Here is a 22,055-nt window from a genome sequence, read left to right as displayed (position 1 = left end):
AAATAGTCTCTCTACAGGACAAAAATAAGTTATGCAAATTCCACTTGCGCGTTAATTTTTCCTAAGTGAATCGCATCGAGGGCAATCATTTTTTCTTCATTCGTCGGAATAACCGCGCAAATAACCCGGGTGGAATGAGCGGAAATAATTCTTTCACCGCGTGAATTGGGCAGGCCGTTCATTTCAGGATCCAGGGTCACCCCCAGTACGGCTAAATGGTCAATGACCAGCCGACGAATTAATAACGAATTCTCACCGATGCCGCCGGTAAAAATAATCCCGTCAAGGCGATGGAGCGACGCGGCATGACCGGCTATATGGCGGGCAATACGATGGACAAAGGTTTTAATTGCCAGGCGGGCGCGTTCATGCCCGGCGTGCCAGGCTTTCTCCAGTACCCGCAGGTCGGAAGAAAGACCGGAAATACCTAACAGTCCGGACTCTTTGTTCACCACCCGCTCAAGGTCGCTGAGGGTCTGGTTCGTTTCGCAGGCCACCCACGCCATGGCGCCGAAGTCGACATCCCCGCAGCGGGTCCCCATCATTAACCCTTCCAGCGGCGTCATCCCCATTGACGTGTCCACGCTCAGCCCGTTGCGCACGGCGCAGATAGAGGCACCGTTGCCCAGATGGGCGATAACCAGCCCGGAATCCTCTTCCGGCAGCGCCAGCAGCGTATGCGCCCGCTGTGACACATAGCGATGCGAAGTACCGTGAAAACCGTAGCGCCGCACGCCGAGCTCTTCAAAGTACTTCCACGGCAGCCCGTAGAGATAGGCCTCCGGCGCCAGCGTCTGGTGGAAGCTGGTATCAAACACCGCCACCTGCCGGATGCCCGGGAAAAGCTGCTGTGCGCAGGTAATGCCGCTGAGGTTAGCGTAATTATGCAACGGTGCTAATGGCGATACCCGACGGATATTCTCAATAACGTCATCGGTTATCACGGCGGACTGCGTAAATATATTTCCACCGTGGGCAATGCGGTGACCAATTAAAGCCACGCTATCTATTAACGAACGTTTTTCCAGTTCAAATGCAATTGCCTTTAATGCGCCTTCGTAGCTGCGGTGAGCCAGTTTTACTGGCTCGCCATCATTGACAGATAAAAAGGCATTTTCAGAATTAATCCCGTCGGCAATTCCCGCCATTAAAACATCACAGCTGCTTGCATCAAGGACTGAAAATTTAATTGAAGACGAACCACAGTTAATGACCAGAACTACCGGGAATTCATTCATTTCATTACTCCGCTCATCCTGAGCTTAATTAAAACAGTTTGTAGACGATGTTCAGGATGGTCAGTAAACCCACCACGGTGACGAACACGTTATCCAGACGGCCACGGTATTTAGCCAAAGAAGGCGCTTTACGGATGGCGTACATCGGTAACAGGCACAGCAGTGAGGCAATAATTGGCGCGCCCATCGCTTCAATCAGGTCGAGGATATTGGGGTTGGCGTAAGCCACAACCCAGGTAGACCCCATGATGAAGACCATGCTGATGGTGTTCAGCTTGCGAGTGGAGACTTTCGTTTTATCGCCTTTGTAGCCGAATTTAAGCACCAGGCCGTTCAGCCCTTCCAGCGTACCGAGGTAGTGGCCGAAGAAGGATTTGAAAATGGCCACCAGCGCGATAATCGATGCGCCGTATTCGAGTACCGTCGCGAAGGATGATTTACTGCCGGACATCGATGCAAAATGGTTCGCCAGGTAAGAGAGCACCGGGATGTTCTGTGCTTTAGCATCCGCCATATTTTCCGGCGACAGCGTGAACAGGCAACTGAAGGCGAAGAACATCACCACCGCCACCATCAACATGCTGGCACGGGAGATAATCTGCGAACATTTGCGCTCGGTGAAATCGCGGCCGTAATCTTTTTCATACTCTTCTCGTTTCGAGACCACGAAAGAGGAGACAATCGGCGAGAAGTTAAAGGAGAAGACCATGATGGAGATCCCCAGCCACACTGTTACCAGGATGCCGTCATGACCGGTTAAGGCGATGCTACTGAGATTCACCTGATCGATAACCGCAGAGTTCCAGTAAGGAATCAGCGACAGTGAAATCAGCACCAGGCTGGCGATGAACGGGAAGACCAGGAAGCTCATGACTTTAACCATCAGGTCCTTACCGAACCAGATGACGAATGCCATCAGCAGCAGCAGGAACAACGCCACAAAGCCACGGTTAAGCGCCGGCATTTGCAGCTGATTTTCCCAGAAGGTCATAAAGGTGTTGGTAATAGTGACGCCGTAAATCCACAGCAGCGGGCAAATGGCGAAGAAGTACAGGAGTGTGATCACCACCCCCCCCGTTTTCCCGAAGTGCTCTTCCACCGTCTCGGTGATGTTGCCGGAGGGGTTCGACCCGGACAAGCATAGCCGGGCCAGCGCCCGGTGGCAGTAGAAGGCGATGGGGTAGGCTAAAACCAGCATCAACAGAATTGGGATTAAGCCGCCAAATCCGGCACGAATGGGGAAAAAGAGCACCCCGGCGCCGATGGCAGTACCAAATAATCCCAGGGTCCACGTGGTGTCCGATTTACGCCAGGATGACTCTCTTGTCTCGCTGGATACAATGCTATCAGTAGTACTCATATCCTGTCCTCACCATAAGATTAAGCGTCAACTAAACCAGTAATTTGCGAAACACGGGAAAGATCGATATTGCCTCCAGAAATAATGCTGACGGTTTTCCGGTTCTGGATATAGCTATCGAGCTTCCCGCTTAATAGTGCGGCACAGGCCAATGCCCCGGCGCCTTCGGTAATAACTTTATTTCTCTGGATTAATGCAATCATGCTATTACGAATTTCATCTTCACTCACCAGTACAATATCGTCGACAAGTTCGCGAACAATTTCATAAGTGAGATTCCCCGGGCGCGAAACATCACATCCATCAGCCAGGGTGCCGGTCGTTCGATGATTGGTAATAGCGCCTGCATAATACGAAGCAGCCATCCCGTGAACGTTTTCAGACTGCACGCCAATAATTCTGATTGTCGGGTTAATTGATTTAATCGCCACCGCCACGCCGGCAATAAGACCACCGCCGCCGATTGGTACAATCACATTATCGACATCATAAAGGTCTTCCATTATTTCCAGACCAATGGTGCCCTGCCCGGCAATCACTTTAGGATCGTCATACGGAGGAATAAAAATACGACCTTCCATCTCGACAATTTCACTGACTTTGGCAATGGTGTCATTAAAGTTGTCGCCGTGGAGAATCACTTCCGCCGAATAATCACAGGTTGCGGCAACTTTTGATTTCGGCGCCCCCTTAGGCATCACGACTTTACCATCAATACCGAGCATGGCGCAGGACAGCGACACCCCTTGCGCATGGTTACCGGCAGAACACGCCACCACACCTTTACGCTTTTCTGCCTCGCTTAATGAACTGAGTTTGTTAAACGCGCCGCGAATTTTAAACGAGCCGGTACGCTGCATATTCTCAAATTTGAGGAATATTTCGCCCTTGCAACGCTCACTGAAATAATTAGAGCGCGGCATGCCCGTTTTATAAATTTTTCCTGCCAGTCTTTTTTTTGCTTCGAGGATATCTTCAATGGCAACCGGGAGATCGTATGTAATGTGCATTATAGCCTCTTAACCTGGATATCAAATAATAATCCCATCATGTTTCAAAGCGTATTTTTCCGACAGCATTAATTATCTGTCAGCGATTACGATTTGAATTATTCAGGGTATAGTTAGCCGGTGCCAGCGGCTGGTAATCAGCGCGCGGGCATGAATTTATAACCAAGAATAAATCTGTTTAACTAGTCAATTTCAATTAATTGTCTTTTGCGACAACCGCCAGATGCTGAATATTCTTTTGCTAATTCTACCAATACCGAGGCAGCATTTTTAATACGATAATTTTTTGACCAAATCGCCGCATAACGTGCGACCGGCAGTGCTTCGGTAATCGGGATAGTAATAAACTGGTTGGAGCCAAAAGGCATCGTCATATCGCAGGGAATAACCGTCAGGAAATCAGCATTGAGAACAAGATTATAAATCGTGACGACGGAGTCGGTTTTAACGATGTTTTCACTGTTGATGCCGCTGCGCTGTAGCGTGGTGAGAAGTTCACTGTAGTAACCCATATTGGTTTGTGGCAACACCCACTGTTCGTTTTGCAACGACTCCAGCGTGGTGGTGCCGGTGCATGTTCGGGACTTACTGGCGACCAGTACAAACTCAGATTCGAACAGCGGCTCCACATGCAGATCGTGGAGCTTCATTTCATCACTCAGCGTACCAATCGCGAAGTCGAGACGTCCGTCGCGAATCGCCGGCAGGAACGAAGAGAGCTGCGCTTCGTACATCGATACCTGAGCTTTAGGGAACACCTTCTTGAACTTGTGGATCATGTCAGACATAAAGGTGAAGCCAATCAGCGATGGAAAACCGAACGAGACGTCAACCACCGTGTTGCAGGTCATACTGTGCATTTCATTGACCATATTTTTCATTTCACGGGTTATTGATTCAGACCAGGACAGCAGCACCTGACCAGTATTGGTCAACGTGACGCCGGTATTTTTGCGTACCACTAACTCCGTGCCAAAATACGCTTCAATATCATTAATGATCTTACTCACCGCAGGTTGTGTTAATCCTAATTCTTTTGCTGCCGAGCCGATTGAGCCACTTCTGATAACTTCCTGGAAAACGACCAGGTGCTGTGTTTTTGGCAGAGGAATCGTATTCATATCAACCTGCTTTTAATTATTTTTTCGACGCGGTGAAGTGTACCAAATGGCGATCGAAGGGTTATGTGAGACCCCTCACAAACACCTCTGACAGGTATTTAACCCGTGTTTAAAACGCAACGTTAAACCAGCAATATCAATAGGATACAAATAAATAAGCACAATAAGGCATGATTTTTGTCAAAAAATCATGCGGGGATAACAATATTTTATGGGGATAACAAAGGTTAATTTTTGAGCTATTTCCATAGTGGTCACGTCTGTTATTTCACCATTAGCCGTGCATTTATTCAGCGGTATTGTTATTCAACTGTTGGTGTAAACAATAAAATATAATGACAAATAATACTTTTGTTTGTTTAAAAATCGTAAGGGGTCACACTTTTTTGCCCTGGTTGTTTGTAAAAGTATATTTCATTCATTTTTACGCTAAATAAAACACACAAGGCATTATCATTTTATAAACATTTTTAACTCTGCTTTTTTCACGTTTTGCAGCATGTAATTTCTTGATTAAAATCAAATGTAATTTTTCATACGACAAAAACTTTCACAGACAGCTGTTTGTGCCTGACATCACAATTTATGAAATCAATATTCGGCGCGTCCCTCTTACAGACCAGAAAACGGCAGCAGAATCGTCGTTTTCTGCCCGCCAGCAGAACAAAAAAACGCCTTGCGCGGCAAGACCAGATAAAAACCATGTTTCTGTCCGCTAAGAATTGAACATATTCCAACTATGCAAATGCGAATAACGTATTTGCCCTCCCTGAAGCCGCTCTGTAATTTGTATTTTATTCATGCCGCCATGAAACTCATAAGTTATCAATAAATTCAGAGCGTTACATTTTATCATGATCAGATTAGACAACATCAATAAGACCTACTCCGGCAGTGAGCATGCGGCAATCCGTGGCCTTAATCTCGTCATTAATAGCGGTGAATTCTGCACATTTGTCGGCCCCAGCGGATGCGGCAAAACCACCATCTTACGCATGATTAATCAGCTCGATAAACCGGACTCCGGCAGCGTGTATGTCCAGGGCGTTAACATCGCACAGGCCGATATTATTCAGGTGCGGCGTAAGATTGGCTTTGTGATGCAAAGCGCCGCGCTCTTTCCACATCGCACGGTGGCACAAAATATCGCCACGGTCCCTCGCCTGTTGGGTTGGCGCAAAACACAGATTAACGCACGCATCGATGAGCTGGTTGACTTAATGTCTCTGGACCGCCACCTGCTTGCACGCTATCCGCACCAGCTCTCAGGCGGGCAGCAGGGACGTGTGGCAATCGCCCGGGCGTTAGCCGCCGACCCGCCAATTCTGCTGATGGACGAACCGTTCGCCGCGATTGATCCGGTCGTGCGCGAGCGCCTGCAGGACGAGCTGTTACTGCTGCAACAGCGTCTGCATAAGACTATTGTCCTGGTGACGCATGATATTAATGAGGCTATTCGGCTGGGTGATAAAATCGCCATTTTTCAGGAAGGGGGAGTGCTGGCACAGTGTGATACACCGGACCGCATTCTGGCGCACCCGGCGAGCGATTTCGTCCGGCGTTTTATTGGTCCGGAACCGAATCTTAAACGTCTGGGAATGATTCAGGTGGGTCAGCTGCCGCGACATGATGTCCCGCTGATAGATGAAGGTTTGGCCCCGATAGCTACTCCACATCCAACGGTCATCAGCCCGCTGCGGCTGATGCTGGATAAACATCAACGACCCGTACACTGGTTTGACCCGGATAAACGCATCACGCTGCCGATAGTCCAGCCGCTGGCGGCGTTGAACACGCTCCGCTTTGCCTACAGCGCATTACTGGATGCGCCGGGCGGCGTGCTGGTGCATGTCGACGCCAACGGGCAATATCAGGGCAGCGTTTCTCACGCTCTGCTCCAGCATGTGCTGGACGGCCACGTGGAAATTCGCCGCTATGATTGACTGGCAGTGGATTATCGACAACAAAATCCTGATTGGCGAGCTGCTGTGGCAGCATATGCAGTTGGTTTGCGTCTCGCTGTTTTGTGGCACCCTGCTGACCGGGGCATTGATTGTTCTGACGCTGCGCTGGCCCGCCACCGCCCAGCCGTTAATTTACCTTTGCGGGATCGTCTTTACGATCCCCTCGCTGGCGCTATTTATTCTCTTATTGCCCTTTACTGGCCTATCGCTGACGACCTCGGTCATCGGGTTAACGATCTATTCGCTGCTGATCCTGCTGCGTAACGTCATCGCCGGTATCGAAAAATTACCCGCCGCCGTACTGGAGTCGGCGCGCGCCCTCGGCTATACGCGCGGATTTCGGTTTATTGATATTGAGCTGCATCTGCTGGTGCCTTCCCTGTTCGCCGGCCTGCGGATCGCCTCGGTGACGCTGGTCGGGCTGGTCACCGTTACCGCGCTCATTGGCCAGGGTGGTCTGGGGCAATTGCTGCTGGCGGGATTTAATCAGGATTTTCTTACCCCTATTATTGTCAGCCTGGCGTTAAGCCTCGTGCTGTCATTTTTACTGGATTCCCTGATAGCGCACGTCGGCTATTGGCTAACGCCCTGGGCACGCTAATGGATATTTTACTGGCTACCGTCCGCTGGCTTTCACAACCGGCACACTGGGTTGGTGATGCGGGTATTTTGATACGCCTGCGCGAACATATTTATTATGTTCTTATCAGCATATTTATCTCATCGGCAATCGCGCTGCCGCTGGGTATTGCGCTCGGCTACTGGCGCAAAGGCGCCTTTATCATTATTAACCTGTTTAATATTGGCCGCGCCATTCCGTCATTAGGCCTCATTTTGCTGTGCATTATTTTATTTGGCTTTAATGATGTTCCGGTATTTGCCGCGCTGGTAGCAATGTCGATCCCCCCTGTTCTGACGAATACGTGGGTCGGGATTTATCATGCCGACCGCCCGCTTTGCGACGCCGCCACTGCGCTGGGGATGACCCCATGGCAAAGCCTGTGGCAGCTGCGTATTCCACTGGCCGCGCCGCTGATTATCGCCGGGTTGCGGACCGCGCTGGTGCAGCTGATCGCCACCGCCGTGGTCGCTGCTTATGCCGGCCTCGGGGGCCTGGGACGCTTCCTGATCGACGGTCTTGGGCAGCGCGATATCCCGCAGGTTATTGCCGGATCGCTGGTGGTCTCGCTACTGGCTATCGGCAGTGAGCTGCTTTTCTCCTGTTGCAACCGAAAGTTTAGCCATACCGCCATCGCACCAGAGTATTAAACACCGTCCTGAAACCATCCATCATCTGCACATAAAGAGGCTCTATGAAACATATACTGGGGTTCCCTGTTAACACCCGGCGGTTCCGCTTATCCCTGCTCGCCGCGGGATTATTTAGTCTGAGTTTTGCTACGCTGGCAGAAAGCGTGACTATCGGTGGTGCCAATTTTACCGAGAGCTCCATTCTCGCCAATATTTACGCCAGCGCGCTAAAGAAAAAGAATATCGAAGTCAAAACCCGGCTGAACCTCGGCAACCGCGAAATCATTTTGCCGGCGCTAAAGAGCGGTGAGATCGATATTGTGCCGGAATACCTTGGCGCCCTGCTGAACTATTATGACGGGAAAACGCTGGCTACTCGCCAGAGTGACGTTAGCGCCGAGCTGGCGAAAGTGCTCCCCGCGGATTTCGCGCTGCTCGATCCCTCTCCGGCGACCTCAATTACCGCCTGGGCGGTACGCGCGGACACCGCCAAAAAATACCAGTTGACGAAACTGTCCGATCTCCAGCCGATTGCCCACCAGTTGACCATCGGCGGGCCGCCGGAGCTAGCGGTTCGCGCGCTCGGGCTGCCGGGTCTCAAGCGCGTCTATGGCCTTGAGTTTAAAGCGGTGAAGTCGCTGGATATGGGGGGGCCACTGACCCGCCTGGCGCTGAACTCCGGCAAAATCGACGTCGCGACCGTCGTTTCCACGCAGGGCAACCTGGCCAAAGAGGATTGGGTGGTATTAGCCGACGATAAGCATGAGCAGCCCAGCCAGAACGTGGTCCCACTGGTGCGCAAAGCCAGCCTCTCCGCGAATGTCAGCAGCGTGCTCAATGCAGTCTCTGCCAGGCTCGACAATGCGGCGCTAATCGCACTGAACCAGCAGGTCGATCTTCAGCATAAAGACCCGGCGGCCGTTGCCGAGCAATGGGTTAATGCCAATCTGACAAGCCCTTAATCCCCTCTGCCAGGGAGTGGCTATCACCCAATCGAGTGCGACAATGTCTAAAAACCATATGATTCTGAACCTGTTTTTCTTTAATCCCCAGGGAGATTACCGGTTCTCCTGGCGCCACCCGCAGGCGCCTGGAAAAGAAATTTTCACCCTCAATTATTATGCCGAACTGGCCAGGAAAGCCGAAGCGGCTACCCTGGATGCCATTTTCGTTGCCGACCATATCGCAATCTGGGATACGGTGCCCAGCGGTCTGACCCATTACGCCAACGCCCGGCTGGAACCCATCACCCTGCTCTCCGCGCTGGCGGCCGTCACCGAACATATTGGTCTGATGGGCACGGCATCCACCTCGTATAACGAACCGTACAACCTTGCGCGCTATTTTGCTTCGCTCGATTTCCTGAGTAATGGCCGGGCAAGCTGGAACGTCGTCACCTCATGGCTGGAGGAAGAAGCGGCAAACTTTGGCCTCGACCAGCTGCCGCAGCACGGCAACCGTTATCAGCGCGCGGGGGAGTTTATTGATGTTGTCACCCGGCTGTGGGACTCCTGGGAAGACGATGCCGTCCTGTATGACAAAGCGAGCGGCCTGTTTGCCGACAAACAGAAAGTGCACCATCTCGAACACCACGGTGAGTTCTTTAACGTGCGCGGACCGCTGAACGTGCCGCGTCCGCCGCAGGGCCATCCGGTGTTGGTACAGGCGGGTTCATCTGAGGCGGGGAAAGAGCTGGCTGCAACCTGGTCAGATATGCATTTCGTGTTTATTAAATCCATTGAAGAGGGGCTGCGCTATCGCCAGGAGATGAACCAGCGTCTGCATGCAAAAGGGCGTGATCCGGCGCATTTCAAGATTATCGCCGGCGTGCTGCCGGTGGTCGTTAACTCGAATGCCGAAAAAGAGGCGCGCCAGCAGCTCAATAACCATTTAATGAGCGACCAGATGGCCATCGACCTGCTCTCATCGTACCTGCGTATGGATCTCTCAACCTACGCCGTCGACCAGCCGCTGCCGCCGCTGCCGGACGAAGAGACCTTTGACGGTATTCGCACCGCGCTGCGGCTGATCCGCGACTATGATCCGGCGCTGACCATGTTGGAACTGGGCCGTTTACTGCTGCAAAGCTCCGATAGCTGGCTGCTGATCGGTAGTGCGGAAGAGGTGGCCAGCGCGCTCACCGAAACCTGGCGCGCCGGCGCGGCCGATGGATTTAATCTGATGTTCCCGCTATTACCGGGCGACTTCGACCGTTTTGTCGAGCAGGTCGTGCCGATTCTTCAACGCAATGGCGTCATGAGAGAAAGCTATCCGCCGGGTACGCTCCGGGAAAAGTTGGGTTTACCGGCGGCGGAAAATCGCTTTGCTCCACGCCCGTCGGCGGCGAACACTCGCTGACCCTGATCCGGAGAAGGCCAGCCCTTCTCCGACCTCTTAGAGCTGCGTCACTCCCTTTCGCCGCGCCTCTTCGCGCCACGCCAGCAGCCGGGAATAGGGTTCCCGGGTCACCGGGCTAAAACCGCAGATAAACTGCGCTCCGCAGCGCTCACGATATTGCGGATCGCTGACCAACTGCTGGAGCGCCGCTCTTAAGCCTGCCAGGGTGCGTGCTGAAACGTGCGGCCCGGCAATCAGCGGCAGTCCTGGCGCCGCCGGGCTCTGCGCAATGACGCACAAGCCTTCCAGCACGGCAGGCTCGTGACACGCCAGCATCGCCCAACTGATGCAGTCGATTGCGGCAATGTCTCCCTCGCCCTGCTGTAAACCGATCAGCGATTCCCGGTGGCTACCGCTAAACCTGACTTCGCTGAAAAATCGCCCTTCTCGGGCAAGCGGGGCAATCATTTTCCGTAAAATGTTGTAGCCCGACTGTGAGTCGGGAGAATTGCAGACGACCCGCCGTCCACGGAAATCAACCAGTCTCCGCGTTTTATCCGCCTCACGCACCACCAGCAGGCTACGGTAATTAATCCCTTCGCAGCCGGGAGCTGAATAGTGAAAACAGCCCACCGTCTGTACTTCCGCCAGCAGTGTGACCAGCGGATAGCCGCAGGTCTGGCTTAACAGCAGGTCCGGCTGACGCCAGTGCGCGAGCAAATCTGTTGGCGTCGGCGTTAACGGGTTCACGTCGATCCCGCGGGCGAGCACAAGCTCCCGCACCGCGGCTTCTAACGCCTGGTTCTCCTGCGGGTTAATGGCATACATCGGAAAAACCACGCTATGACTCATCATTCTCTCCTGCCTGACGGGCCTTCCTGACGCCGGGATGGGCGTTGACCTCCACCGCGTTGCAGAAAAACGCCCGCAGCCATTCTCCGTATCCGCGTACGACAAACCCGTGGTTACGCCGCTGGTATCGTTCCTGCTCAAGCAGGTAGATTTTTCTCAGTCCGTACCATGGCACGCCGGGCAGGTCGTGGTGCACGGAGTGATAATTAAGATTAAGGAAGAGTACCCGCCACAGCAGCCCGGCCTCATTGATAACCGACCGCGCCAGCGGGTCATCGGCGGCCCGGTGCTCAAGGAAGGAGCGAATTTTAGTCAGCGCCAGCGCCGGGTAGCTGACCACAACCACGAAATAGAGCGGCGAAAAATCACAGTGTGCGATCCACGCCAGGAGGCCGGCCAGCAGTCCGCCGTGAATCAGCCACATCGCCATCGCCTTGCTCTGTCGTTGACGAAAAGCATTCCCCGCTGCGGCGAGGGTTTGCCCAATATCCAGCAGTGGAGCCAACAGCAGCCTGCCGATAAACGTATTGCGCAGATGAATGACTTTACGCTGCCAGGGCGAGAAACGCCGCCAGCTTTCATCGGTAAAATAGTAGGATTCAGGGTCGTCAACCGGCAGGGTCAGCCGATCGTTATTGTGATGCGCCAGGTGAGAATCACGATACAGACCGTAGGGATACCATACCGCGAGCGGGAGGGTGCCCAGCAGCTGGTTAAACCACGGCCATGGCGTCGGGTGGCCGTGGATGAGCTCATGCTGTAGTGACATATACCAGGCGGTAAACCAGATGAGTAGCGCGGTCGCCGGGAACAGCCCTAGCGCCTGCCAGTAGGCCAGTGTGGTGAACCAGCCGCTGTAGACCACGATAATCAGTAGCCAGGTGGGTAATTCGCTGCGCCATAGCCAGCGACGGGAAAGCTGGTGAATCAGATCTCGCTGCTGTTGATGCAGATACTTTGCCGAATGTTGCGTCATAACTACCGGTACTCTTTCCGCGTTATTTTTTCCCCGAAGATGTGAGAAAACGCGGAAAATAACAAAGTATTTAAATCACTTAGCTTTGCCAGAAAGTAGCGATTGTGCACTTTGCTTGATAAACCGTACCGCAGAGACCTACTTAATAATGCCGTTCGCCGCCATTGGTGCCACCACCACATTGAGATCCAGCTCTCGCAGATGGTTGAGCGTCGGGATGGGAATACCTTGATTGACAATCACCACATCAAACTCGCTGAGATGGGCAAAGCGATGCAGCGCGCGGCGTTCAAACTTAGTATGATCCATCAACAAGATACGCTGCTGCGCCGCGTCAAACATTGCACGCTTGGTTTCAACCGTCTCGGCAGACTGATGAAACACGGTGTCATCCGTAATCGCCGACATGCTGAGAAAAAACCTATCCGCCCGCAGCCCGGCAATCTCGTTACGCGTCATATGTCCCATAAAAGCATTGCACCAGTTGTGCAACTGCCCCCCCAGACCCAGTAACGTGATATCCGGTAGGCCCTTCAGTTCGCTCATTAAGGTCAGAGAATTGGTGATAACCGTCAGCGGGGCTTTGGCCGGCAGCAATCGCGCCATCTGAAATACGGTCGTGGAGTCATCAAGAAACGCCGCTTGTCCCGGCTCCAGATACCCCATCGCAACTTCCGCAATAGCCTGTTTTTCTTCAAGCTGTCGGGTCGAACGGTAGATGTCGCTGGATTCAACGAGACTGGTCGACGTCGCCGATACCACGCCTCGGGATTTATGCAGCAGGCCGCGCTCAACCAGTTCATCGATATCGCGGTGGGCAGTCATCAGGCTAATACCAAAACGTTCCGTAATATCCTCAATCCGAATGGCCCCTTCAACCATGACGGCTTCGACAATCAGCTGACGGCGAACCCGCTGACGAGCCTGTCGACTGTCGCCAGGCAGGCCTTCCGCCATAAAAACGTTAAGCGATCTATCCTGAGTAAATTGCGTCATATTTCGTCCATAAAGAGATCAAAAAAGAGGCCTGAACAGTGTTAATTACACCGCTAAAATGCCGAATTAGCAAATCAGGCCATCCTGAACTGAGGCGACTCCCCCCAATTTCGCGGGTCAGGCCATTATTGCGCTAAGATGAATGGCGCGGTCATCTTAGCGGCATTCTCTTTGGTGATTAATACGCAGTCAAAAAGCTGCTTCTCAGATGGGGCTCCTGTTTTGCCGGTTTTCAGAAAACGATCCGCCTGTTCAACGGCTTTTGCGGCAAATGTCGCGACCGGCTGCATGACGGTGTACGCAAGCGTTCCCTCTTTTACCGCATCGACCGCATCCGGCGAACCATCAAAGCCGCCAACCGTAACCTGCTTCAGTTTTCCGGCCTCTTTGAGCGCCGCGATGGCACCTAGCGCCATCTCATCGTTCCCACTGATAACGCCCTTAATATTGGGGTTGGCCTGCAACAGCGACTGCATTTTATTAAACCCCTGCGTGCGATCCCAGTTTGCCACCTCGCTCCCCACTTTTTTCAGATCGGGATACTGGCTCAGCACGGTTTCAAAACCATTGGCACGGGTTGCGGCGTTATTGTCTGACGGCGGCCCTTTAAGCTCCACGTAGTCTCCGCTATCGCCAACTTGCTGAACCCACTGCTGAGCGCCTAACGCCGCGCCCTGCGCATTGTTGGAAACCAGCTGCGCTTTTGCCAGCCCGCTCTGATTCAACTCCGCATTAATCACAAAGACCGGAATGTGCGCGGCAATTGCCTTTTTCACCGAACCAATCGATCCATCGGCATTCGCCGGATCCAGAATAATCACTTTTGATTTATTGGTTATCGCCGTATCAATCAGTTGGCTTTCGGTATTGGTATCGCCTTTATGCGCGCTGACCTTCGCCGTATATCCGAGCTTCTCCGCCGTTTTCTGCGCGACGTTACCTTCCGTTAGCCAGTAGGGATTCGACGGGTCGTTGACAATAATAGTCATCAGTCCTTCGGCCCACGTCGGGGCAGAAAAAGCCGTCAGCGCCGCGACCAGGATAAAACGTTTGCTGTTATCAAACATAGTGTTATTGCTCCGTTATAGTAGGGGTACAGGTACGCAAAAATGTCCTGACGAATACGGCCTGGCCTCCGTCCCGGACAAGAGAGAGGCTAGCGCGCGCGGCGACCGTATTGCAGGGTATTCAGCAGAACGGCCAGCACAATAACGGCACCGGTGAACACCGTCTGCCAATAGGCTGAAACGCCGATGATGACCAGACCATCGGAGAGAAAACCGATAACAAAGGCCCCTAATAAAGTGCCTCTGACGTTTCCTCGGCCGCCGGTCAACGCCGCGCCGCCGATCACGACTGCGGCAATTGCCGTCAGTTCATAGGTCGTACCGGCGGTAGGCCCGGCGGAAGTCAGCTGCGATGAGAGCACCAGACCCGCCATCGCCGCGCAGATACCGGATAAGACATACACGCTGATTTTCACTCGTTTAACCGGCACGCCGGATAGCTCTGCCGCACGCTCGTTGCCGCCAGAGGCATACAGCCAGCGACCGAAAGCCGAACGACTCAGTAGAAAACCGCAGGCTAACGCAGCAGCACCCAGTACCAGCACGCCAACGGGGATATTAAAAATGCGGTTGAACCCCAGCCAGTCAAATCCGGTATTGCCCAGCGAGGCACTGCCTGACAGCTTGTTGTAGGTCAGACCGTTGGTCATCAGCAATGCCACACCGCGCGCCACATATAGCGAGCCAAGCGTGGCGACAAACGCCGGCACCCGGCACCAGGCAATCAGTACGCCATTTACCAGTCCCACCAGAGCGCCCACCGCCAGAGTCAGAAGCGCGACTGCCCACACCGGCAGATAAAGCACGACGCCCAGGGCTTCGAGGCTAATCCCCTGCATCATAAAACCCGCGCAAACCCCAGCCAGGCCCAGCGTCGAACCGACGGAGAGATCGATACCGCCGTTGAGGATCACCAGCAGCATCCCGATCGCCGGCAGGCCAAAAATGGCGACATGAGAGGCCATGGTCAAAAAGTTGGCACCGCTTAAGTAGTTCGGTGACAGGAAAGAGAACACAGCAATAATCAACAGCAGGGCAAAAAAGGCGCGTCCCTCCAGTAAAATGCGGGCCACGCTGCCTCTTTTATGGCTGCGGATTGCGCGCGTAAGCGACGGGACGTCACTCAAAGATTGGGTTCTGTCGGTCATGGTTTTTACTCCCGTATTTATTTTCATACCACCAATGACTCGCCGGAGGCTGCCATGATGCGTTCTTTGCTGACATTGGCATCAAAAATGGCCGAAATGCGGCCTTTGCTCATGACAATGATGCGATGCGCAATGCTTAAACACTCCCCGACCTCAGAGGTGGAGTAGACGACCGCCAGCCCTTTTCGCGCATTTTCCGCCAGCAGGCGAAACACCTCCGCTTTTGCCCCGATATCAATCCCGCGGCTCGGCTCATCCAGTAAAATCACCTTCGGTCGTGTCGACAGCATTTTGCCAATGACCACCTTCTGTTGATTGCCACCGGATAACGATCCGATCGGGGCATCTGCGCTAGCCGTTTTGACCGTGACATTGCGGATACTGTCACTCACCAGCTGCTTTTCCCGGCGTGTCGACAGCACCATGCCGCGAACAAACTCACCGATACTGGCCAGCGTCAGGTTCTCCCCCACGGAGAGCGTTTGTACGAGGCCATCCCGCTGACGATCTTCCGGAACCAGCGCCAGCCCGCTGGTAATACGTTGCGAAATCGTCAGACCCGAAACATCATGACCGCCGAGTAAAATACTCCCCGCAGCTTGCCGCTGCCGTCCGGCAACGCACTCCATCAGCTCGGTACGTCCGGCGCCCATCAGACCGTAAATGCAAACAATCTCCCCGGCCTGTACCGTCAGCGACAGGTTATCCACCAGGCGGATACCCGCTTTTCCCTCGACCGTCAGGTTATTCACCGCCAGCGCGATTTCGCCGAACTCATACCCGGCAGGTGGCGATCCCAGGTCAAAACTTTCGCCCACCATATTTCTCACCACCCATTCGAGATCGATCTCCGCGCGGTGGGCGTAGGCGGTCATTACGCCATCGCGCAAAACCACCGCCCGGTCGGTAATTTCCAGTGCCTCTTCCAGATGGTGGGAGATATAGACGATGGCCACCCCTTGCCGGGTCAGATCGCGAATGACCTGGAATAAAACGCTCACCTCCGCCGCGCTTAGTGCTGAAGTGGGTTCATCCATGATGAGAATTTGCGACTCTACCGAGAGTGCGCGTGCAATTTCTACTATCTGCTGCTGACCGAGGCGGAGATGTTCTACCTGTGCCAGCGGGTCGATGCCCTCTTCTAACGATTTCATCAGGTGAGCAGTCCGACGCGTCTCTTCGGCATAATCCACACCGCCCGCTTTCATGATTTCCCGACCTATAAAGATGTTGTCACGAACGTTCATATTGGGAGCAAGATTCAGCTCCTGATGGATAATCGACACCCCGCTATTTCGCGCGTCGCTGGCGGAGCTGAATACTTTGGCCTTCCCTTCCAGGATAATTTCGCCGCTGCTGGGGGTAATAACACCGGACAGAATTTTCATTAGCGTGGATTTTCCAGCGCCGTTTTCACCAAATAGCGTGGTCACCTCACCGCGGCGGATATCAAAATTCACCCCTTTTAAGGCATGCGTTGAGCCATAAACTTTACTGATATTGCGCGCGGAGAGAATAATCTCGCCCTTCAGCAGGGCCGGATGCAGATTGAGCGCTTTCATTTCACCTCCAGGCTGACCGGCGTCACCAGCCAGTTATTAGGCGTCAGTAAACGAAAAACGCCCACCACGACCACCGGTTTCCCGGGCAGAGTCTGGCGATCCAGACCATCGAGCAGCGTCGTTTTCAACGTCCTGTTGATGGCCACTCCCGCATTCTGGTACTCAATCTGGTTGGTAAAATCGCCAAACTGAATGTGACCGGTGGCATCACGCAGTTCCGTACCGGTTAATACCGGCCCGGTTTGCAAACGGACTTTCCAGCCTTGCGGCAAGCCCGGTACCGTCACACTGTAGATCCCTGCTTTGCCCTCACCGACAACGCCTTGAAAACGCACGGATATCACCGGAAGCGTGCTCCCTACACCGTATTTTTTTACCGCCGCTTGCTGACTGGATTGCAGCGCACTGGCCAACTCGCTCGCGTCGACAGCCCGGCTTTCAACGGCCTTTTTAATTTGCGGGAACGTTTTCTCACCATAGGTTTCGACAGAGAAACCCTTGCCCTGCGCCTCATCCGCCGTACCGAGGTTCACCACTTTTGTATCAAGGACGATCGCAGTCAGAGTGACCAGAACGGCAACGGCGATCAGCGTGTAGCGCCGTATACGTTGGCGCGAGTATTGAGCAGGAAGTGCGGAAACACCGGACATAATGTTGACCTCACAGACAGTTAGCGTTGGCAAGAGAGATACACCGTAATGTTATAAATAAGATATCTATATGTGATGAGAATTGTTCGTTTGTTGCGCTATTGTCAATGCTGGATTTGGGTTTTTCTGTAGAGCGCGATCTGGATCTAAAAATTTCGATGTCGGCAAAAGCCCCATAAATAGCGGAATGCAACCGCTAAACGTCATCAGACACCCAGGCCATAAGAGGTTAAAAGCGTGATCGTCACCGCTTTATCAAATGAAATTTATTACATTTAAAGAAAAATAATACTGTTTATATGTTAACTCCATGAGAGATGGTGTATGAATGTATTTATCAAAACAATCACATTTAATTAACATAATGGTGACCACCGATGAACATCCTCTTTTTTCCTCGGCAAGGCAAATACCCGTACTACGGGGGTATCGATGGGTAATCGCGACATTATTCTGGGGCTGGACTCCGGTACATCGGTGGTCAAAGCAGTCGCTTTTACCCCCGGTGGCGAACAGCTTGGCTGCGCATCCGTCAGGAATGGCTATACCCGAGGTGAAGGAGGTGCCGCACAGCAGTCCATGAGCAAAACATGGCAAGACGCCGTGACGGCCATTCGTCAGTTAGCCGAATCCGTTGATAATCTGGCTTCCCGGGTAGTCGCCGTCGCGGTGACCGCGCAAGGGGACGGGACCTGGCTGGTGGGGGCCCACAACCGGCCGGTAGGCGATGCGTGGATTTGGCTGGATGCCAGGGCAGCCCCCACGGTGGAACGATTGACGCGTTCGCCGCTGGCTCAGGCCCGCTTTAAAGCGACGGGAACCGGTTTAAGCACCTGTCAGCAAGGTTCGCAGATGGCGCACATGGACCGCTTCCATCGCGAGCTGTTGGATAACAGCGAAGTCGCCTTTCACTGCAAGGACTGGTTGTACCTCAACCTGACCGGAGTGCGGGCAACCGATCCGTCAGAAGCGAGCTTCACTTTCGGCAACTTCCGCACGCAACGCTATGACCCGCAAACCATCGCCGCGCTGGGGCTGGAACATCGTCGCGCGCTGCTGCCGGAGATTATCGACGGGACGCAAATCACGCATCCTCTGAGTATCGAAGCGGCTGCGGTGACCGGTCTGAAGGCCGGTACGCCCGTCAGTCTGGGCTATGTCGATATGGCCATGACCGCCCTCGGCGCCGGCGTGCATACCGGCGAAGCGAATACCGCCTGCTCTATCGTCGGCTCAACCGGGGTTCATCTGCGGGCGGTGCCCACCGAAGAGGTGTGGCTCAACCCGGAGCAAACCGGTTACGTCATCCCCCTCCCCTGGCCGGGTTATGTCACCCAGGTGCAGACCAATATGGCCTCCACTCTGAACCTCGACTGGCTGCTCCATCTCGCCGGAGACCTGCTCACCCGCTTTGGCTGTGAAGTGGACCATGCCCGGCTTGTTCAGCACATCGACCGCTGGCTGAGCGAGGCAAAACCCGGCAGCCTGCTCTACCACCCTTATATTTCCGAGGCCGGCGAGCGCGGTCCCTTTGTCAACGCCGAGGCCCGTGCCAGCTTTGTTGGCCTGAGCTACAGCCACGGTTTCGGCGACATGGTGCGCGCGGTTATTGAAGGGATTGGCCTTGCCGCCCGGGACTGCTATCAGGCCATGGGCAATTCGCTTCCGGGCGAACTCCGTCTGACCGGCGGCGCTATCCGTTCCCCGCAATTACGGCAAATTCTGGCCGCCTGCATCGGCGTGCCGGTACGCAGCAGTCGACGTGAAGAAGCGGGTGCCGCGGGGGCAGCCATGATGGCGGCCGTGGCGATCGGGGCTTATCCCTCCATGGCCCACTGCGTGAAGGACTGGGTAACGCCGTTGCTGGATCCGATAGAAGCCCCGTCGTCAGTATTAACCGACCGCTATCAGCACCTCTTTAACAGCTACCAGGAGGTTCGCCGCGAGCTGCCGCCGGTATGGCGAGCTTTAAAACAGCCCGGTGCAGGGCGTTAACAGGATTAATGGAGTCGAAGATGAGTGAAAAAATTCTGGATTTACTGGTCATTGGAGGCGGGATCAATGGCGCGGGCATTGCCCGCGATGCTGCCGGTCGCGGGCTGTCAGTGATGCTGTGTGAAAAAGATGATTTGGCTCAGGGGACATCCTCCCGTTCCGGCAAACTGGTGCATGGTGGCCTGCGCTATCTCGAATACTACGAGTTCCGCCTTGTGCGCGAAGCGCTAATTGAACGTGAAGTCCTGCTCAACGCTGCACCGCATATTATCTGGCCTATGCGCTTTGTCCTCCCGCACAGCCCGATCGATCGCCCGGCCTGGTTGGTTCGACTAGGCCTGTTTTTGTACGATAATCTTGGCGGCCGCAAGAAGCTCCCCGGCACCCGCACGTTGGATTTGCATCGCGATCCTGAAGGCGCTCCGCTGCTCAACCAGTATCAAAAAGGCTTTGAGTATTCCGACTGTTGGGTTGACGACGCCCGCCTGGTCACTCTCAACGCTCTTGACGCAGCCGAACGCGGTGCGACCATTCTTACCCGCACACGCTGTATTGGCGCAAAACGGACCGCTGAGGCCTGGGAGGTCACGCTGCAAAACTCGCTAACCGGTGAGCAAAACGTCGTGCGCGCCAGAGGTCTGGTGAATGCCGCTGGCCCCTGGGTACTGGATATTATTTCCGAGGTCACCCATAGCCGCAGCCAGCGTCGCGTGCGTCTGGTGAAGGGTTCGCATATCGTCGTGGATAAATTCTGGCAGGGCCAGCAGGCATATCTGATACAGAATCACGATAAGCGCGTCATCTTTATTAACCCATACGAGGGCGACAAGGCGCTAATCGGCACTACCGATATTCCATGGGAAGGCGATGCCGATTCCGTTTGCGCCGATGACCGCGAGCAGCAGTATCTGATTGATGCTGTAAATCGCTATTTCAAAATCAAACTGCGATCTGAAGATGTGATAACACGTTTCTCAGGCGTTCGTCCGCTGTTTGATGATGGTAAAGGAAACCCCTCGGCCGTTACCCGCGACTATGTATTCGACCTTGATGAGCAACAGCGCCTGCCGATACTGCATATCTTCGGCGGCAAAATTACCACCTTCCGCAAGCTGGCCGAACATGCCATGCAAAAGCTTGCCCCCTATTTCCCTCAGATGGGCGCTGACTGGACCCGTGATGCGACCCTGCCCGGCGGAGAGATTGCCCATGCTGATTTTGATGCCTTCCTTCAGACGCTGAAAGAACAGTATGCGTGGCTACCGCCGGCGCTGTGCCGACACTATGCACGACTGTATGGTGCAAGGTTGCCGCGGATCCTCGGCGAAGCCCGCAGTCTTGAGGCGCTGGGGCCACATTTTGGCGGTTTATTATATGCCGCTGAAGTTCGCTACCTGGTCGAAAACGAATGGGCGCTGCAGGCGGAAGATATTTTGTGGCGACGCACTAAACACCGTCTGCATCTCACGGAGGAACAGCAGCAGATATTTTGCGACTGGTTCACGGCGAACGGTACTCCTCCCGTCGACGTCCCGCTCCAGGCGCGGGCCGGTTAAGGAGGCGATAATGGCACTGACGTTATCCCTGAATACTAACCCGTTGGTTAACCGCTTTGCCGATCCGCAGGCCTTGATTCACACCGTCGCCCGGCAAATTCGCATCCGCGATCTGCAGCTTACCCATGAATTTATTAATCCCGGCTGGCCCGCGCCTGTGATCGGGCAGATGACGCGGAGAATGCGCAAGACCCTGCAGGAAACCGGTGTCCGCGTCACTTCTGGCATGACCGGTCCCTACGGACGACTGAACCATTTTGGACATCCGGACCCGGATGTCCGACGCTACTATGTTGACTGGTTTAAAACATTTGCCGATATCATCGCCGAACTAGGCGGCCAGGCTATCGGTTCTCAGTTCGCCATATTTACCTGTGAAGATTTCAACGATCCGCAGCGGCGGGAATATTTAACCGCGATGGCTATCGAGTGCTGGGCCGAGGTCGCAGCCCATGCAAAAACGGCAGGGTTGAAGTACCTGTTTTGGGAACCGATGAGCGTAGGGCGTGAATTTGGAGAAACGATCCCCGCCTGCCTGGCCCTGCAGGACCGATTGAGCACTGCCGATATGGCGCTCCCGATGAAGATGATGGCCGATATCGACCACGGCGATGTCACCTCTGAGGACCCGCGCGATTACGATCCTTATGCCTGGGCGGAAGCGGTACCGCTCCACTCGCCCATTATTCATATTAAGCAGAGCATGTTGGATAAAGGCGGGCATCGTCCCTTTACATTACAGTATAATGTTAACGGCCGGATTCAGCCCGAGCCCTTGCTTCGCGCTTTGGCGCGCGGTGGCGCTGAGGATAATGAGATCTGCCTTGAGCTCAGTTTCAAAGAGCGTGAACCGACCGATAGCCAGGTTGTAGCCGATATCGCTGAAAGCGTCGCCTTTTGGGCTCCTTATATCGATAGCGGCGTACGGGACCTGAAGGTCTAAATTATTTGACCCCCTGATGCGGTCATTTT

19 protein-coding genes are annotated in these 22,055 nt (G+C 54.0%); 8 read left to right on the top strand and 11 right to left on the bottom strand.

Annotation, left to right across the window (positions count from 1 at the left end):
* Positions 1-29: 29 nt before the first annotated feature.
* From tdcD to tdcA, 4 genes are all read right to left on the bottom strand, one after another.
* Positions 30-1,238, bottom strand: coding sequence for a propionate kinase (gene tdcD, locus ACMYSK_RS03770; RefSeq protein ID WP_434640342.1), 1,209 nt, complete (start codon positions 1,236-1,238; stop codon positions 30-32).
* A 28-nt stretch (positions 1,239-1,266) separates the two neighbouring features.
* Positions 1,267-2,598, bottom strand: coding sequence for a threonine/serine transporter TdcC (tdcC, locus tag ACMYSK_RS03765; RefSeq protein ID WP_434640340.1), 1,332 nt, complete (start codon positions 2,596-2,598; stop codon positions 1,267-1,269).
* Positions 2,599-2,618: 20 nt separating this feature from the next.
* A complete protein-coding gene (gene tdcB, locus ACMYSK_RS03760; protein ID WP_434640339.1) occupies positions 2,619-3,608 on the bottom strand; it encodes a bifunctional threonine ammonia-lyase/L-serine ammonia-lyase TdcB in 990 nt (329 codons plus the stop codon).
* A 182-nt stretch (positions 3,609-3,790) separates the two neighbouring features.
* A complete protein-coding gene (gene tdcA / locus ACMYSK_RS03755; protein ID WP_434640337.1) occupies positions 3,791-4,729 on the bottom strand; it encodes a transcriptional regulator TdcA in 939 nt (312 codons plus the stop codon).
* Between the two features lie 854 nt (positions 4,730-5,583).
* On the opposite strand from tdcA, the gene ACMYSK_RS03750 reads away from it, so the two are divergent.
* From ACMYSK_RS03750 to ACMYSK_RS03730, 5 genes are read left to right on the top strand one after another with little or no spacing between them, the layout of a single operon-like run.
* Positions 5,584-6,672, top strand: coding sequence for an ABC transporter ATP-binding protein (locus ACMYSK_RS03750; RefSeq protein WP_434640335.1), 1,089 nt, complete (start codon positions 5,584-5,586; stop codon positions 6,670-6,672).
* A complete protein-coding gene (locus ACMYSK_RS03745; RefSeq protein WP_434640333.1) occupies positions 6,665-7,294 on the top strand; it encodes an ABC transporter permease in 630 nt (209 codons plus the stop codon). Before ACMYSK_RS03750 ends, ACMYSK_RS03745 begins: the two co-directional genes overlap by 8 nt.
* Positions 7,294-7,962 (top strand): ABC transporter permease, encoded by a 669-nt coding sequence (locus ACMYSK_RS03740; protein WP_434640331.1) that lies wholly within the window; start codon positions 7,294-7,296, stop codon positions 7,960-7,962. The genes ACMYSK_RS03745 and ACMYSK_RS03740 overlap by 1 nt, the downstream gene beginning before the upstream one ends.
* Positions 7,963-8,006: 44 nt before the next feature.
* The gene (locus ACMYSK_RS03735) at positions 8,007-8,906 is read left to right on the top strand and encodes an ABC transporter substrate-binding protein (RefSeq protein WP_434640329.1); all 900 of its coding nucleotides are present in this window, start codon (positions 8,007-8,009) and stop codon (positions 8,904-8,906) included.
* Between the two features lie 43 nt (positions 8,907-8,949).
* A complete protein-coding gene (locus ACMYSK_RS03730) occupies positions 8,950-10,302 on the top strand; it encodes an LLM class flavin-dependent oxidoreductase (RefSeq protein ID WP_434640327.1) in 1,353 nt (450 codons plus the stop codon).
* Positions 10,303-10,338: 36 nt separating this feature from the next.
* On the opposite strand, the gene ACMYSK_RS03725 is transcribed toward ACMYSK_RS03730, so the two are convergent.
* From ACMYSK_RS03725 to ACMYSK_RS03695, 7 genes are all read right to left on the bottom strand, one after another.
* A complete protein-coding gene (locus ACMYSK_RS03725; protein ID WP_434643827.1) occupies positions 10,339-11,133 on the bottom strand; it encodes a phosphate/phosphite/phosphonate ABC transporter substrate-binding protein in 795 nt (264 codons plus the stop codon).
* Entirely contained in the window at positions 11,123-12,109 is a 987-nt protein-coding gene (locus ACMYSK_RS03720) for a fatty acid desaturase (protein WP_434640326.1), read from the bottom strand. Before ACMYSK_RS03720 ends, ACMYSK_RS03725 begins: the two co-directional genes overlap by 11 nt.
* Positions 12,110-12,247: 138 nt before the next feature.
* The gene (locus tag ACMYSK_RS03715) at positions 12,248-13,105 is read right to left on the bottom strand and encodes a DeoR/GlpR family DNA-binding transcription regulator (protein ID WP_434640324.1); all 858 of its coding nucleotides are present in this window, start codon (positions 13,103-13,105) and stop codon (positions 12,248-12,250) included.
* Between the two features lie 125 nt (positions 13,106-13,230).
* Positions 13,231-14,172 (bottom strand): D-ribose ABC transporter substrate-binding protein, encoded by a 942-nt coding sequence (locus tag ACMYSK_RS03710; protein ID WP_434640322.1) that lies wholly within the window; start codon positions 14,170-14,172, stop codon positions 13,231-13,233.
* 89 nt (positions 14,173-14,261) lie between these two features.
* A complete protein-coding gene (locus tag ACMYSK_RS03705; protein WP_434640320.1) occupies positions 14,262-15,320 on the bottom strand; it encodes an ABC transporter permease in 1,059 nt (352 codons plus the stop codon).
* Positions 15,321-15,343: 23 nt separating this feature from the next.
* On the bottom strand, positions 15,344-16,882 hold the full coding sequence (locus ACMYSK_RS03700; protein ID WP_434640318.1) for a sugar ABC transporter ATP-binding protein: 1,539 nt from the start codon (positions 16,880-16,882) through the stop codon (positions 15,344-15,346).
* Positions 16,879-17,532 (bottom strand): DUF2291 family protein, encoded by a 654-nt coding sequence (locus tag ACMYSK_RS03695; RefSeq protein WP_434640316.1) that lies wholly within the window; start codon positions 17,530-17,532, stop codon positions 16,879-16,881. The genes ACMYSK_RS03700 and ACMYSK_RS03695 overlap by 4 nt, the downstream gene beginning before the upstream one ends.
* Positions 17,533-17,964: 432 nt before the next feature.
* Here ACMYSK_RS03695 and ACMYSK_RS03690 point away from each other — a divergent pair, with 432 nt between their 5' ends.
* The 3 genes from ACMYSK_RS03690 to ACMYSK_RS03680 are packed head-to-tail and all read left to right on the top strand — an operon-like array spanning position 17,965 to position 22,026.
* Entirely contained in the window at positions 17,965-19,527 is a 1,563-nt protein-coding gene (locus tag ACMYSK_RS03690) for an FGGY-family carbohydrate kinase (RefSeq protein ID WP_434640314.1), read from the top strand.
* 20 nt (positions 19,528-19,547) lie between these two features.
* A complete protein-coding gene (locus ACMYSK_RS03685; protein WP_434640312.1) occupies positions 19,548-21,083 on the top strand; it encodes a glycerol-3-phosphate dehydrogenase in 1,536 nt (511 codons plus the stop codon).
* 10 nt (positions 21,084-21,093) lie between these two features.
* Entirely contained in the window at positions 21,094-22,026 is a 933-nt protein-coding gene (locus ACMYSK_RS03680; RefSeq protein ID WP_434640310.1) for a sugar phosphate isomerase/epimerase family protein, read from the top strand.
* The last annotated feature ends 29 nt before the right edge of the window (positions 22,027-22,055 follow it).

The sequence above is a fragment of the Klebsiella sp. I138 genome (genome assembly GCF_051131765.1).
Lineage (GTDB): Bacteria > Pseudomonadota > Gammaproteobacteria > Enterobacterales > Enterobacteriaceae > Klebsiella.
This window is presented reverse-complemented; position numbering and strand designations above follow the sequence as displayed.

Bases quoted from the DNA above. Each gene is read 5' to 3' on its own strand.
- tdcD (WP_434640342.1), bottom strand. From the start codon at position 1,238: ATGAATGAATTCCCGGTAGTTCTGGTCATTAACTGTGGTTCGTCTTCA.
- tdcC (WP_434640340.1), bottom strand. From the start codon at position 2,598: ATGAGTACTACTGATAGCATTGTATCCAGCGAGACAAGAGAGTCATCC.
- tdcB (WP_434640339.1), bottom strand. From the start codon at position 3,608: ATGCACATTACATACGATCTCCCGGTTGCCATTGAAGATATCCTCGAA.
- tdcA (WP_434640337.1), bottom strand. From the start codon at position 4,729: ATGAATACGATTCCTCTGCCAAAAACACAGCACCTGGTCGTTTTCCAG.
- ACMYSK_RS03750 (WP_434640335.1), top strand. From the start codon at position 5,584: ATGATCAGATTAGACAACATCAATAAGACCTACTCCGGCAGTGAGCAT.
- ACMYSK_RS03745 (WP_434640333.1), top strand. From the start codon at position 6,665: ATGATTGACTGGCAGTGGATTATCGACAACAAAATCCTGATTGGCGAG.
- ACMYSK_RS03740 (WP_434640331.1), top strand. From the start codon at position 7,294: ATGGATATTTTACTGGCTACCGTCCGCTGGCTTTCACAACCGGCACAC.
- ACMYSK_RS03735 (WP_434640329.1), top strand. From the start codon at position 8,007: ATGAAACATATACTGGGGTTCCCTGTTAACACCCGGCGGTTCCGCTTA.
- ACMYSK_RS03730 (WP_434640327.1), top strand. From the start codon at position 8,950: ATGTCTAAAAACCATATGATTCTGAACCTGTTTTTCTTTAATCCCCAG.
- ACMYSK_RS03725 (WP_434643827.1), bottom strand. From the start codon at position 11,133: ATGAGTCATAGCGTGGTTTTTCCGATGTATGCCATTAACCCGCAGGAG.
- ACMYSK_RS03720 (WP_434640326.1), bottom strand. From the start codon at position 12,109: ATGACGCAACATTCGGCAAAGTATCTGCATCAACAGCAGCGAGATCTG.
- ACMYSK_RS03715 (WP_434640324.1), bottom strand. From the start codon at position 13,105: ATGACGCAATTTACTCAGGATAGATCGCTTAACGTTTTTATGGCGGAA.
- ACMYSK_RS03710 (WP_434640322.1), bottom strand. From the start codon at position 14,172: ATGTTTGATAACAGCAAACGTTTTATCCTGGTCGCGGCGCTGACGGCT.
- ACMYSK_RS03705 (WP_434640320.1), bottom strand. From the start codon at position 15,320: ATGACCGACAGAACCCAATCTTTGAGTGACGTCCCGTCGCTTACGCGC.
- ACMYSK_RS03700 (WP_434640318.1), bottom strand. From the start codon at position 16,882: ATGAAAGCGCTCAATCTGCATCCGGCCCTGCTGAAGGGCGAGATTATT.
- ACMYSK_RS03695 (WP_434640316.1), bottom strand. From the start codon at position 17,532: ATGTCCGGTGTTTCCGCACTTCCTGCTCAATACTCGCGCCAACGTATA.
- ACMYSK_RS03690 (WP_434640314.1), top strand. From the start codon at position 17,965: ATGGGTAATCGCGACATTATTCTGGGGCTGGACTCCGGTACATCGGTG.
- ACMYSK_RS03685 (WP_434640312.1), top strand. From the start codon at position 19,548: ATGAGTGAAAAAATTCTGGATTTACTGGTCATTGGAGGCGGGATCAAT.
- ACMYSK_RS03680 (WP_434640310.1), top strand. From the start codon at position 21,094: ATGGCACTGACGTTATCCCTGAATACTAACCCGTTGGTTAACCGCTTT.